General features: G+C 68.9%; 14 protein-coding genes. 12 read left to right on the top strand and 2 right to left on the bottom strand.

What is annotated here, in order from left to right; all coding sequences use genetic code 11:
* Positions 1–50 precede the first annotated feature (50 nt).
* Positions 51–611, bottom strand: coding sequence for a cysteine hydrolase family protein (locus ACFWIW_RS41675; RefSeq protein WP_378373534.1), 561 nt, complete (start codon positions 609–611; stop codon positions 51–53).
* A gap of 72 nt (positions 612–683) precedes the next feature.
* On the opposite strand from ACFWIW_RS41675, the gene ACFWIW_RS41680 reads away from it, so the two are divergent.
* Together ACFWIW_RS41680 and ACFWIW_RS41685 are read left to right on the top strand one after the other, a co-directional pair.
* Positions 684–1,670 (top strand): GlxA family transcriptional regulator, encoded by a 987-nt coding sequence (locus tag ACFWIW_RS41680; protein WP_378373535.1) that lies wholly within the window; start codon positions 684–686, stop codon positions 1,668–1,670.
* Positions 1,643–2,416 carry an enoyl-CoA hydratase-related protein gene (locus ACFWIW_RS41685; protein ID WP_378373536.1) on the top strand — a complete coding sequence of 258 codons (774 nt, stop codon included), beginning with the start codon at positions 1,643–1,645 and terminating at the stop codon, positions 2,414–2,416. The genes ACFWIW_RS41680 and ACFWIW_RS41685 overlap by 28 nt, the downstream gene beginning before the upstream one ends.
* Before the next feature lie 23 nt (positions 2,417–2,439).
* Here ACFWIW_RS41685 and ACFWIW_RS41690 read toward each other — a convergent pair whose 3' ends face one another.
* A complete protein-coding gene (locus ACFWIW_RS41690) occupies positions 2,440–2,982 on the bottom strand; it encodes an NUDIX domain-containing protein (protein ID WP_378373537.1) in 543 nt (180 codons plus the stop codon).
* A gap of 37 nt (positions 2,983–3,019) precedes the next feature.
* On the opposite strand from ACFWIW_RS41690, the gene nucS reads away from it, so the two are divergent.
* The 10 genes from nucS to dhaM all read left to right on the top strand — a co-directional run bounded on the left by nucS (position 3,020) and on the right by dhaM (position 12,086).
* Positions 3,020–3,679 carry an endonuclease NucS gene (gene nucS, locus ACFWIW_RS41695; RefSeq protein WP_037341446.1) on the top strand — a complete coding sequence of 220 codons (660 nt, stop codon included), beginning with the start codon at positions 3,020–3,022 and terminating at the stop codon, positions 3,677–3,679.
* A gap of 299 nt (positions 3,680–3,978) precedes the next feature.
* A complete protein-coding gene (locus ACFWIW_RS41700) occupies positions 3,979–4,941 on the top strand; it encodes a patatin-like phospholipase family protein (RefSeq protein ID WP_378373538.1) in 963 nt (320 codons plus the stop codon).
* 45 nt (positions 4,942–4,986) lie between these two features.
* Complete coding sequence (locus ACFWIW_RS41705) at positions 4,987–5,763, top strand: hypothetical protein (protein ID WP_378373539.1); 777 nt, start codon at positions 4,987–4,989, stop codon at positions 5,761–5,763.
* 67 nt (positions 5,764–5,830) lie between these two features.
* Positions 5,831–6,535 carry a hypothetical protein gene (locus ACFWIW_RS41710; RefSeq protein ID WP_378373540.1) on the top strand — a complete coding sequence of 235 codons (705 nt, stop codon included), beginning with the start codon at positions 5,831–5,833 and terminating at the stop codon, positions 6,533–6,535.
* Between the two features lie 164 nt (positions 6,536–6,699).
* Complete coding sequence (locus tag ACFWIW_RS41715) at positions 6,700–8,397, top strand: sodium:solute symporter family protein (RefSeq protein WP_125689950.1); 1,698 nt, start codon at positions 6,700–6,702, stop codon at positions 8,395–8,397.
* Positions 8,398–8,407: 10 nt separating this feature from the next.
* Entirely contained in the window at positions 8,408–8,671 is a 264-nt protein-coding gene (locus ACFWIW_RS41720) for a hypothetical protein (RefSeq protein WP_378373541.1), read from the top strand.
* Positions 8,672–8,718: 47 nt separating this feature from the next.
* Complete coding sequence (locus ACFWIW_RS41725; protein WP_378373542.1) at positions 8,719–9,720, top strand: DUF3558 domain-containing protein; 1,002 nt, start codon at positions 8,719–8,721, stop codon at positions 9,718–9,720.
* 70 nt (positions 9,721–9,790) lie between these two features.
* Positions 9,791–10,792 carry a dihydroxyacetone kinase subunit DhaK gene (gene dhaK / locus ACFWIW_RS41730; protein ID WP_378373543.1) on the top strand — a complete coding sequence of 334 codons (1,002 nt, stop codon included), beginning with the start codon at positions 9,791–9,793 and terminating at the stop codon, positions 10,790–10,792.
* Positions 10,792–11,415 carry a dihydroxyacetone kinase subunit DhaL gene (dhaL, locus tag ACFWIW_RS41735; protein WP_378373544.1) on the top strand — a complete coding sequence of 208 codons (624 nt, stop codon included), beginning with the start codon at positions 10,792–10,794 and terminating at the stop codon, positions 11,413–11,415. The genes dhaK and dhaL overlap by 1 nt, the downstream gene beginning before the upstream one ends.
* On the top strand, positions 11,412–12,086 hold the full coding sequence (dhaM, locus tag ACFWIW_RS41740; RefSeq protein WP_378373545.1) for a dihydroxyacetone kinase phosphoryl donor subunit DhaM: 675 nt from the start codon (positions 11,412–11,414) through the stop codon (positions 12,084–12,086). The genes dhaL and dhaM overlap by 4 nt, the downstream gene beginning before the upstream one ends.
* Positions 12,087–12,200: the final 114 nt, after the last annotated feature.

Genomic DNA, 12,200 nt, shown 5'->3' on the forward strand with positions numbered 1-12,200 from the left:
CGGTTCTAACCGTCCTTGCCACTCACGAGACCCACGCCTCTCCGCAGGCCTCAGAACCCGCCGAGGATCTCCTTCGTCGAGGTGACCGTGGCGAATCCGCCCCCGTGCAGGTTCGTCGCGGTCGCCCGGTACAGCTCGTCCGCGGTCAGGACGCCGCCGTCCGGCCCGGCGAGGTCGAAGGTGAAGGTGGCGTCGAGCGCGAAAGTCACGTCGTAGCCGAGGTTCCCGCCGACGCGCGCGGTGGTCTCGCAGCAGAAGTTCGTCTGGATGCCGGCGAGCACGAACGACGTGATGCCGCGGGTCTTCAACCAGCCGTCGAGATCGATGTCGCCGTGGAAGGCCGAATTGACCTTCTTGCCGAACACCAGATCCGCGCGCACGCCGTCGAGCTCCGGCTTGAAGTGGTTGCCCTCCTGCCCCGGCCGCAGCGACGAGCCGGGTTTCACGGAGTCGTGGTGCACCAGCACGATCGGCAGCCCGCGTTCCTGCCAGGCGTCGACGAGCGCCTTGATATTGGCCTCCGCGCCAGGATTGTTACGCGGGCCCCAGACGGGCTTGTCGAAGCCGCGCTGGACGTCGATCACGATCAAGGCCTTGGTCTCAGTGGTCATGGCTTCGAGTTTCGTCTCTCGCGTGGCCGCCGAGGGAGTGGCAGAAGACGCACGATGCGGTACTTTCCTGCCATGCGAACCGTGGGTGTGCTCCTCCTGCCGGGCAGCCGGTCCTTCGACCTCGGCGTGATCGGCGAGGTCTGGGGCGTGGACCGGACCGACAGCGGTATCGGCCCCTTCGAGGTGCGGCTCTGCGCGTCCGGCCGCGGCCGGGTCGCCATCCACCCGTTCGGCCAGGTCGAGGCGACGCATGGGCTGAGCGGGCTGGTGGGGTGCGATCTCGTCCTCGTGCCCGGCAGGGTCGATCCGCACGCCGAAGTGCCCGCGGCCGCCGTCGCCGCGCTGCGCAAGGCGCACCGGGCCGGGATCACCGTGGCGTCGCTGTGCTCCGGGGCCTTCACCCTCGCCGCGGCCGGGTTGCTCGACGGCCGGTCCGTCACCACGCACTGGCGGCTGCTGGACGACCTCGAAACCGCCGCTCGCGGCGCGGTCGTCCAGCGCGACGTCCTGTTCACCGACGAGGGCGACGTCCTGACCTCCGCCGGGGTGGTCGGCGGGCTCGATCTCTGCCTGCATCTGGTGCGCCGCGACCATGGCGCCGAGGTCGCCGCCGCCCTCGCCCGGCGGCTGGTGATGCCCCCGGCACGGGAAGGTGGCCAGCGGCAGTACGTCGACAACCCGTTGCCGCCCAAGCCGTCGCGGCCCAGCGTTTCGTCCACAATGGACTGGGCGCTGGAGCGGATCGCCGACGACATCGGCGTCGACGACCTCGTCGGTCACGCCGGGCTCAGCGAGCGGACCTTCCATCGCGAGTTCGCGGCGGCCACCGGCGTCACACCGGGGCGGTGGCTGCGGGCGCAGCGGGTGCGGCTCGCGCGGCGGCTGCTGGAGACCACCGAGCTCCCGGTCGAGCGGGTCGCGCAGCGGTCCGGCCTCGGCACCGCCGCCAACCTGCGGCGAAGGCTCCGTGCCGAGGTCGGTGTCGGGCCCGATTCGTATCGCCGGACGTTCCGGTCGGTTACCGTCGAAGCATGGCCGAGTACGAACACATCCTCGTGAAGCGGGACGGCGACACCGTCACCATCACCATGAACCGCGCCGCGCGGCGGAATTCGCTGTCCGCCGAGCACCTCGCCGAGCTGCTCGCGGCGTTCCGCGAGGCAGGGGACACCGACGCCACCGGGATCGTCCTGGCGGGCGCCGGTCCGGTGTTCTCGGCGGGACACGACTTCGGCGACGTCGCCGCCCGCGACCTGATGGGTGTCCGCGAGCTGCTGCGGCTGTGCACGGACCTGATGGGCACGATGCAGTCCGTGCCGCAGGTCGTCGTCGCGCGGGTGCACGGGCTCGCGACCGCGGCGGGCTGCCAGCTGGTGGCGTCGTGCGACCTCGCCGTCGCCGCCGAATCCGCCGGGTTCGCCCTGCCCGGCGGCAAGGGCGGCTGGTTCTGCCACACGCCCGCGGTACCGGTGGCCCGCGCGATCGGGCGGAAACGGCTGATGGAGCTGGCGCTCACCGGCGACGTCGTCGACGCCGCGACCGCGCTGGACTGGGGCCTGGTGAACCGCGTTGTCCCGGACGACGAGCTGGACGAGGCCGTCGCGTCCCTGCTGGGACGTGCGACGCGTGGCAGCCGGGCCAGCAAGGCGATGGGCAAACAGACCCTCTATGCGCAGCTGGACCGGCCCGAGGCCGACGCGTACGCGCTGGCGCTGGAGGTGATGGCTTCGGCCTCGCAGCTGCCCGGCGCCCGTGAGGGGATGGCGGCGTTCCTGGAGAAGCGATCCCCGGTCTGGCCGGACTGAGCGGCCGTCACACTGAGCGGCCATTACAACGTGCGCTCGCGCACGAGCAGGAGCGCGTAGGCGGCCAACGTCTGCGCGTCGGTGATGTCACCAGCGGCGATCATCTTCTCGAACTCGTCGAGGTCGAACCACGCCGTCCGCATGTCCTGCTCTTCGACCTCGCGCTGGGCTTCGCTCTGCGTGAGATCGGTGGCCAGGAACACGCGCCCGCGCTGGCTCGACATCCCGGCGGCGACGTCCGTCACGCCGAGTTCGGCCATCGAACCCGCGACCAGCCCGGTCTCCTCGCGCAGTTCGCGGGCGGCGAGTTCGAGCGGCGGGACGTCGGCCAGCTCGGGGGCGGTGCCCATGGGGAACTCCCAGCGCCGCAGGCCGAGCGGGTAGCGGAACTGCTCGACCAGGTGAAATCTCGCCCCGTCGAAGGGGATCACGACGGCGCAGGTCGGTTTGTCGACGACCGCGTAGATCCCCTCGGAACCATCGAGCCGCCGGACGTCGTCCTCGCGCACGGTCATCCAGTTGTTCCGGTACACCTCACGCGAGCTGACACGCTGAACGGGGTCCATGCGCACAGTATCGCCGTGCTTGTCCTACCCTCGCGGGGTGCGCCTTGTGATCGCTCGCTGCCAGGTCGACTACGCCGGCCGTCTGACCGCCCACCTGCCGATGGCCACCCGGCTGCTGCTCGTGAAGGCCGACGGCTCGGTGTCCGTGCACTCGGACGACCGTGCCTACAAACCGCTGAACTGGATGAGCCCGCCGTGCTGGCTGATCGAGGACGGCAAGCTGTGGATCGTCGAGAACAAGCAGGGGGAGAAGCTCGTCATCACCATCGACGAGATCTTCCACGACCACGCCCAGGAACTCGGCGCGGAACCGGGCCTGCAGAAGGACGGCGTCGAGGCGCACCTGCAGGAACTGCTCGCCGAGCACATCAAGACCCTCGGCGACGGCTACACCCTGGTGCGGCGGGAGTTCCCGACCGCGATCGGCCCGGTCGACATCATGGCCCGCGACGCCGACGGGGCCAGTGTCGCCGTCGAGATCAAACGGCGCGGCGAGATCGACGGCGTCGAGCAGCTGACGCGATATCTCGAACTGCTCAACCGCGACCCGCTGCTGGCGCCGGTGCAGGGTGTGTTCGCGGCGCAGGTCATCAAACCGCAGGCGCGGGTGCTGGCCGAGGACCGGGGGATCCGGTGCCTCACGCTGGACTACGACGCGCTGCGCGGTATCGAGTCGGACGAGTTCCGCCTGTTCTGAGCAAGCTCGTGAGTGGCTAGGACGGTTCTAACCGTCCTAGCCACTCACGAGCTTGCCCGCTGAACAGCCGATATCAAATCGAGTCCTCGGTTGTCGTATCTGCATTCTTTCTCGCGCCACAGAATGCCCGAAAGGGCGGCGGGAAATTAACGAACTCGCGTTCTTCCGCAAAAGAACCAGCTACTTCCGGGCCATTCGGGTGAACGCCGGATTCTTCGGTGTCGCGCTGTGTCACACTCGATTTCCGCGAGGGGTACCGCCGACATACGGCGGTCGCGGGGTGCAGAGGGTGAAGTGCCATGGCTGATTCTCCGAAGTGTGTCGATCTGGTGCTGGAAGGCGGCGGCGTCAAAGGCATCGGGCTGCTTGGCGCGGTGCTGGAGTTGCACGAAGCCGGTTATTCGTTTCCCCGGATCGCCGGGACGAGCGCCGGGGCGATCGTGGCGACACTGGTCGCCGCTTATCAGAAGGCAGGGAAGGATCTCGGCGGTCTGGAAGCGGTGATGAACGACCTGGACTGCCGGCGCTTCCAGGACCAGTCCCTGCTCGACAAGGTCGCCGGCCCGCTCGGTGACGGCGTGGATCTGCTCCTGCACGACGGGATGCACTCCGGCGACTATCTCGTGGAATGGCTGACGCCGTTGCTCGAAGAGGTCGGCGTGCGCACTTTCGCCGATCTCGCCATCGAGGATCCGGACAGTACTTTGCTTCCGTACCAACGGTATTCCCTCGTCGTCCACGTCAGTGACCTGACGCGCCGCGTGCTCGTCCGGCTGCCTTGGGATTATTCCCAGTACGGCCGGGATCCCGGTGCGGAGAAGATCGTCGACGCGGTCCGCGCGTCCATGTCGATCCCGCTGTACTTCCGGCCGGTGCAGTTCGACGTCCGTCCAGAGGGCACCGTCACCTGGGTCGACGGCGGGCTGCTGTCGAACTTCCCGATCACCGTCTTCGACCGGACCGACACGAAGAAGCCGCGGTGGCCGACCTGGGGCGTCAAGCTTTCCGGGGAACCGGTGGGCGGCAGGGACAAACCGGTGAAGAGCGCGTTGCGGATCGCCATCGGTTCGCTCGAAACCCTGCTGTCGGACTGGAATCGTTACCGGTTGCACGAGGAAGGTGTGAACCGGCGGACGGTGTACGTCGACACGACCGGGATTTCCGCCGTCGACTTCGGGCTCGGCGAAGAGGAGAAGAAGCGCCTCTTCGAAAGCGGGCGGGAGGCCGCGCGGCGGTTTCTGGAAAAGATCGTGCCGCAGTGAAACTCGCCGGCGGTATTCCGGTGGGATGAGGGATAGGAGGATCCCATGCGTTATCGCCCGATCGGCAGTGACCCGGCGGACGGCCGCCTCGGCCGGTTCGTCCCGGACGACTGGCGCCACGTCGAGCGCTATCCGCTGACCGCGCTGGCCGCCGAGGACCGGCCCACCCGGTCGCCGGTCGTCATCGGTGTCAACTGGTACAAGGAATTCGACGTACCGGAGAAGGACGAGAAGTCCGGCGAATTCTTCGTCGCGAAGGGTGGCGCGAAATCGCTCACCAGGATCCGCGGCGGGCACTGCGTCTGCCTCGAGCCCGGTGAATCGACGGACGGCGAGAAACAGTACGCCTTCTACGACCAGGGCCGGGAAGGCGCGTGCGTCGGCTTCGGCTGGTCGCGCTGCATGACGATGTTCAACGGCGACCTGTACGCCGCGCGGTGGCTGTGGGACCAGTCGAAGCTGCGTGACGAATGGGACGAGACCAACCCCGGTGACAACAACGGCACCTCGTGCCGTGCCGCCGCCGAGGTCCTGCTCGAACTGGGGCACGTCCCCTGGTCGGAGACCTATGCCGACGACGATCACGTCAAGCGGGCCGCGTACACGCCCGACGTCAAGAACGGCATCCAGGCCTATCGCTGGGCGACGTCGGTCGACGAGGTGCACGAGGTACTCGGCAACCCGCGTGCCGACGAACTCGGCGCGGTGCCGTTCCTCAACTCGTGGGGTTCGGGCTACCCGCACCGCACGTACATGCCGGACGACGTCCTCGCCCGGTTGATCGAGGAGGACGGCGAAGTAGGCCTGCCCACGGACCGGTAAACCCCCACCGGTCACGGGAGAGGGCCGTTCCGGCGACGGAGCGGCCCTTTTCCGGGATCATGGCGGGGTGCGAGGAGAACCGCTGTCGGGAACATGGCCGCTCGCGCCGTCCGGCACCACCGGCTGGTTGCGTGAGATGTGCGGTGACGGCCTGACCGGGTTCATGCCGCCGCCGATGCCGGACGCGGCGTGGGTGCTCAACGCGATGTACGAGCGGGACCTCGAAGCCGTGGGCGTGACCACCGGAGGGGGAATCGGCCGCGCCGGGCATCCCGGTCCCGGATGGCGGCGGCTGCGCTGGGCGGAACTCGCCCGCCGCACCGGCGATCCGGTCGTCCCGCCGGGGGTACTGCCGTGCTTCCGATGCTTCCCCTCGGTCAGGAAGGACGGCAGCTGGCCGCTCGGGATCATCCCGCCGACCGAGGGGAGCCTGGACCGCGAGACCTGGACGAGGCTGGTCGGTGTGCTCGCCGAATTCAGTCCGGCGGGTCCGGATACTCCCTGCTTCGCCTACTACAACCCGCTGACCCTTGGCGCCGAGGACTTCGACAACCTCCACGTGCGCGCTGGGCGCCTGGGTGACGCCGGGTTCCTGTACGACCATTCCGAGGCGGACTTCAGCCCGGCCAATCTCTGGGCCGAGGATCGATCTTGGTGCCTGTGCACCGATTACGACCTGTGGGCCACCAAGGTCGCCGGTCCGCCCGCCCTGATCGAAGCGTTGCTGAACGACTTCGAAATCGAAGCGGTGCGGCTGCCGTGGTCGCCTTGAAGCGGCGCCGACCGGACAAGAATTGTCAAGAACCGCCCTGAAACAGACACGTCAGGCCAGTCGTCACCCACCCGCACTGCCGTTCCTGAATCCATGCAGTATGGTCCGCGATTGACGCGATACCGGCGTTTCTCGTGGACATTTTCACTATGGAGGTGGGTCGGTTGCACGTGCTGGCCGATGCGAACCTGCGGCTCGACGCAAGTCCGATCGACTACGTCCTGCTCGCCTTCTATTTCGCGCTGGTGCTCGGCATCGGGTACATGGCGCGGAGGTCGGTCTCGAGCAGCCTCGACTTCTTCCTCTCGGGCCGGTCGCTGCCGGCCTGGGTCACCGGTCTCGCCTTCATTTCGGCGAACCTCGGCGCGGTCGAGATCATGGGCATGTCGGCCAACGGCGTGCTCTACGGCCTGCCGACCGTGCACTACTTCTGGATCGGCGCGATCCCGGCGATGCTGTTCCTCGGCATCGTGATGATGCCGTTCTACTACGGCTCGAAGGTCCGCAGTGTCCCGGAGTTCATGCTCCGCCGGTTCGGCAAACCCGCCCACCTCGTCAACGGCATCAGCTTCGCGAGCGCGCAGATCCTCATCGCCGGCGCGAACCTGTTCCTGCTCGCCAGCGTGGTGAACCTCCTGCTCGGCTGGCCGCTGTGGGTGTCGATCATCGTCGCGGCCGCGGTGGTGCTCTCCTACACCGCGCTCGGCGGCCTTTCCGCCGCGATCTACAACGAGGTCCTGCAGTTCTTCGTGATCGTCGCGGCGCTGCTGCCGCTGACCATCGTCGGCCTGGTGAAGGTCGGCGGCTGGCAGGGCCTTGTCGACAAGGTCACCGCGAGCCCCGGCGGCGAAGCGCAGCTGCACTCGTGGCCGGGTGACAACCTCACCGGCTTCGGCAACAGCTTCCTGTCGATCCTCGGTCTCGTCTTCGGTCTCGGTTTCGTGCTGTCCTTCGGCTACTGGACCACGAACTTCGTCGAGGTCCAGCGCGCGATGGCGTCGAAGAGCATGTCCGCCGCGCGGCGGACGCCGATCATCGGCGCCTTCCCGAAGATGCTGGTCCCGTTCATCGTGATCATCCCCGGCATGATCGCCGCGGTCACCGTTTCCGAGTACGTCCAGGACAAGCAGATCCTGCTCGACGGCGGCGACGCGCCGAGCGGCGTGACCGCGAACAACGCCATCCTGCTGCTGATGCGCGACCTGCTGCCCAACGGCATGCTCGGCGTCGCGCTCGCCGGTCTGCTCGCCTCGTTCATGGCCGGGATGGCCGCGAACCTGAGCTCCTTCAACACCGTGTTCACCTACGACATCTGGCAGTCGTACGTGAAGAAGAACGAGTCGGACGGCTACTACCTCCGGCTCGGCCGCCTGGTCACCGCCATCGGCACCGTGCTCGCGATCGGCACCGCGTTCATCGCGTCGAACTCCGGGAACATCCTGACCTACCTGCAGGACCTGTTCTCCTTCTTCAACGCGCCGCTGTTCGCCACCTTCATCCTCGGCATGTTCTGGAAGCGGATGACGCCGACGGCGGGCTGGGTCGGCCTGGTGTCCGGTACCGCTTCCGCGATCACCGTGTGGCTGCTGTCGCAGGCCGGGGTCCTCGGGCTCACCGGGCAGGGCATCAGCTTCGTGGCCGCCGGTACGGCGTTCGTCGTCGACATCGCGGTCAGCGTCGGGGTCTCGCTCGCCACCGCGCCGAAGCCGGAGGCCCAGCTGGTCGGCCTCGTCTACTCCCTCACCCCGAAGGAGTCGCTGAAGCACGACGAGACCGGCGACGACGCGGGCTGGTACCGCAAGCCGGGCCTGCTCGCGGGCATCGTGCTGATCCTGACCATCGTGCTCAACATCATCTTCTAGGAGGCCGGAGATGGCTGCTTCGCAAGCTCCCAAGAAGGCCGGCGTTTTCGACATCCGGCTGATCATCGCGCTGCTCATCGGCGGTTACGGGCTGGTGCTCACGATCATGGGCATCGGCTTCACCACCGAGGAGGAGCTGGCCAAGGCCGCCGACGTCAACATCAACCTGTGGGCGGGCATCGGCATGCTGGTGTTCGCGGGGTTGTTCGTGCTGTGGGCCAAGCTGCGGCCCATCGTGGTGCCGCCGAGCACCGAGGGCGAGGGCGGCGAATAGCCGGGTTGTCCGGACAGCGGCGAAGGGCTCCGGCTACCGTGCATCTCGTGCTGCTCAACGCTCGACGTCGCCGGATCGCGTCCGTGCTGGCCCTGGTCGCCGCACTGGGCGTGCTCTCGGCCTGCGGTCAGAACCTCGGCAAGTCCAACTTCGCCCGCACCACCGTCGCCGCCGAACCCGGCTCCGGCTCCGGCTCGGTGCCCGACGGGGACATCAACGATCCGGCGGTCACCCCCGCGGTGCTGCGCACGATCGACCCGTGCGGGCTGGTGAGCAAGGAAGTGATGAGCGGCCTCGGCACGCCGGAGGAGCCGACGGCGAATCTCAGCTCGTTCGGCACCTGCCGGGCGAAGGCCGTGGACGCCGGCGGCAAGGCACTCACGGTCAGGGTCGAAATCGGCGCGTCGACCTACTCCTCGATCAACGGCGTCACCGTTTCGGCGGTCGACGGGCTGCCGCAGATCGAGCGGAAGGACAAGGACGGGAAGAGCTGCGACGTCGGCATCATGACCCTGCGCAAACCCGAGCGCGGGATCAGCTTCTCGGTCACCTACGACGGCGGCGACGCGTGCGCGACAGGCCGTGCCGTGGCCGCGAAGGCCGTGAAGAGCCTGCACGCGTCACCGGCGAAGTACCAGGCGGGCGCGGGCACGCTCACCGGGGTCGATCCGTGCACCGCCGCCGACACCGCGGTCCTCAACGAGGTGGTGCCGCACGGCGCGACCACGCTGACCTCGTTCCACTCCTGCGATTGGACGCCGGGCTCCAACCCGAGGATCTCGATCGGCTTCCGCCGCGGGCTGCCGCCGGAGGAACGCGACGGGAACAAAAAGGTCGACATCGACGGCGTCACCGCGTACCAGAAGATCGGCAGCGGCAGCGACGCCGAGTGCAAGATCGAGTGGCAGCACAAGCCGTGGGTCGACGACGAGGTCGAGATCGCCAGCGTGATCTACAAGAACTACGACGAGAAGCCCGACGAAGCGGCTTCGTGCGGGAAGGCCCTGAAGATCGCCAAATCGGTGATCTCCAAGCTGCCGAAGCCCTGACGCTGGCGGCATCCGGCCGGGAGAGGTAGGAAGGGGACACCCCCACCCGCCGACGTGCCGGAGGCCACCCTTGAAGAAGATCATCAACGACCCGAAGACGGTGGTCGCGGAATCGTTGCGCGGACTCGCCGCGGCGCACGCGGACGTCCTGCGTGTGGAGGACGACCCGGCGATCGTGGTGCGCGCGGACGCGCCGCTGGCGGGCAAGGTCGCGGTGATCTCCGGCGGCGGCTCGGGCCACGAACCGCTGCACGGCGGTTTCGTCGGGCAGGGCATGCTCGCCGCCGCCGTCCCGGGCGCGGTGTTCACCTCGCCGACGCCGGACGCAGTGGAAGCCGCGGTCAAGGCCACCACCGGGGACGCGGGCGCGCTGCTGATCGTGAAGAACTACACCGGCGACGTGCTCAACTTCGAGACCGCCGCGGAACTCGCCGCCGCCGAAGGGCTGGACGTGCGCAGCGTGGTCATCGACGACGACGTCGCGGTCAAGGACTCCACCTACACCGCCGGCCGTCGCGGTGTCGGCGGCACGGTGCTGCTGGAGAAGATCACCGGTGCCGCCGCCGAACGGGGCGACACGCTCGACGCGGTGGAGGCCTTGGCGCGCAAGGTGATCGGCCAGGTGCGGTCGATCGGCGTCGCGCTCACCGCGCCGACCGTGCCGCACGCGGGCGAGCCGAGTTTCGACCTCGCCGACGACGAGATCGAGTTCGGCATCGGCATCCACGGCGAACCGGGTATCGAGCGGACCGCCGTGGTGACGGCCGACGAACTCGTCGCGCGCATGGTCGAAGCGGTGGTCACGGACCTGCCCTTCGCCGAGGGCGACAAGGTCCTGCTGTTCACGAACTCGATGGGCGGGACCCCGCTGGTCGAGCTGTACCTTGCCCACGGGATCGCCGAGCGGCTGCTGGCCGGGCGTGGGATCGTGGTCGAACGGCGGCTGGTGGGGCCGTACATCACCAGCCTCGAGATGCAGGGGATGAGCCTGACGTTGCTGAAACTGGACGACGAGCTGACCGAGTTGTGGGACGCGCCGGTGAACACCCCGGCCCTGAGGTGGGGAGTCTGATGGCCTGCACCGCCGAGACGCTCGCCGCCGCCTTGCGGGCGGCGGCCGCCGTGATCGCCGAGCACCGTGCCGAACTGGTCGACCTCGATCGCGCGATCGGCGACGCCGACCACGGCGAGAACATGGACCGGGGCTTCACCGCCATCGTGTCCGCTTTGGACTCCGCCACGCCCGAGACCCCCGCCGCCGTCGCGAAACTCGCCGCCACGACGCTGATCTCGAAGGTCGGCGGCGCGGCGGGACCGTTGTACGGCACGGCTTTCCTGCGCGCGTCGGTCAAGCTGGGCGACGCGGCCGAAGTGGACGGCCCGCTGCTGGTCGAGGCCCTGCGCGCGGCGCTCGAAGGAGTGCAGGCACGCGGCAAGGCCGTCGGAGGAGACGCGACCATGGTCGACGCCCTGATCCCCGCGGTCTCCGCCGCCGAGGAGGCCGCCGGCGACGGTGTCGCGGCGATCCTGGCCGCGGCCGCCGACGCCGCGGACAAGGGTGCCGAGTCCACTGTGGAACTCGTGCCGCGCAAGGGCCGGGCGTCGTACCTCGGCGAACGGGCGGTCGGACATCTGGATCCCGGTGCCCGATCGACCGCGCTGCTGCTGCGCGCCTTCGCGGAGGCCGCCAAGTGAGCGTCGGAATCGTACTCGTTTCCCACAGCGCCAAACTCGCCGAAGGACTCGCGGAACTCGCCGCGCAGATGGCGCCGGACGTCACCATCGCGGCGGCGGGCGGCCTGGCCGACGGCGGGATCGGCACGGATTACGACGAGGTCGTCGCCGCGACGCAGCGCGCCGATTCCGGATCGGGCGTCGTCCTGCTGTACGACCTCGGCAGCGCGCAGATGACCGCGGAACTGGCGGTCGAATCGCTCGCCGACCCGTCGGCCGCGGTCGTCGTGGACGCGCCGCTGGTCGAAGGCGCCATCGCCGCCGCCGTCGCGGCGCAGGGCGGGGCGGCTCGCCAGGCCGTCGCCGAAGCGGCCGCGTCGGCGGGCGCGCCGCCGGACCTGACGTTCGACGGCGGCGCGCAGGACGGCGAGAGCAGTGTCGAACTCACGCTGCGGAACGACGTCGGGCTGCACGCGCGGCCCGCCGCGGTACTGGTCCGCAGTATCGCCGGGCTGGACGCGCAGGTCACCGTGCGGCTGGGCGACGAGACCGCGGACGCCAACAGCGTGCTCGCGCTGATGGCGCTCGGCGCGCGCCAGGGCGACCGGATCGAGGTCCGCGCGAAGGGCGCGCAGGCCGACGAAGCGCTCACCAAGATCAAGGACCTGGTGGACCAGAACTTCGGCGAGTGAGCTGGGGCTCTTAGCGCGTGAAGGCCTCCTTCCCTCGGCTCAGCCGAGGGAAGGAGGCCTTCACGCGCATCGGCGCTTTGCTGATCGTCCACAGAGGACGCCCCCTGCGCCTAA

The organism is Amycolatopsis sp. NPDC058340 (assembly GCF_042723975.1).
Taxonomy (GTDB): domain Bacteria; phylum Actinomycetota; class Actinomycetes; order Mycobacteriales; family Pseudonocardiaceae; genus Amycolatopsis.

Excerpts from the sequence above, each read along its gene's own strand:
- ACFWIW_RS41675 (WP_378373534.1), bottom strand. The coding sequence starts at position 611 with ATGACCACTGAGACCAAGGCCTTGATCGTGATCGACGTCCAGCGCGGC.
- ACFWIW_RS41680 (WP_378373535.1), top strand. The coding sequence starts at position 684 with ATGCGAACCGTGGGTGTGCTCCTCCTGCCGGGCAGCCGGTCCTTCGAC.
- ACFWIW_RS41685 (WP_378373536.1), top strand. The coding sequence starts at position 1,643 with ATGGCCGAGTACGAACACATCCTCGTGAAGCGGGACGGCGACACCGTC.
- ACFWIW_RS41690 (WP_378373537.1), bottom strand. The coding sequence starts at position 2,982 with ATGGACCCCGTTCAGCGTGTCAGCTCGCGTGAGGTGTACCGGAACAAC.
- ACFWIW_RS41700 (WP_378373538.1), top strand. The coding sequence starts at position 3,979 with ATGGCTGATTCTCCGAAGTGTGTCGATCTGGTGCTGGAAGGCGGCGGC.
- ACFWIW_RS41705 (WP_378373539.1), top strand. The coding sequence starts at position 4,987 with ATGCGTTATCGCCCGATCGGCAGTGACCCGGCGGACGGCCGCCTCGGC.
- ACFWIW_RS41720 (WP_378373541.1), top strand. The coding sequence starts at position 8,408 with ATGGCTGCTTCGCAAGCTCCCAAGAAGGCCGGCGTTTTCGACATCCGG.
- dhaL (WP_378373544.1), top strand. The coding sequence starts at position 10,792 with ATGGCCTGCACCGCCGAGACGCTCGCCGCCGCCTTGCGGGCGGCGGCC.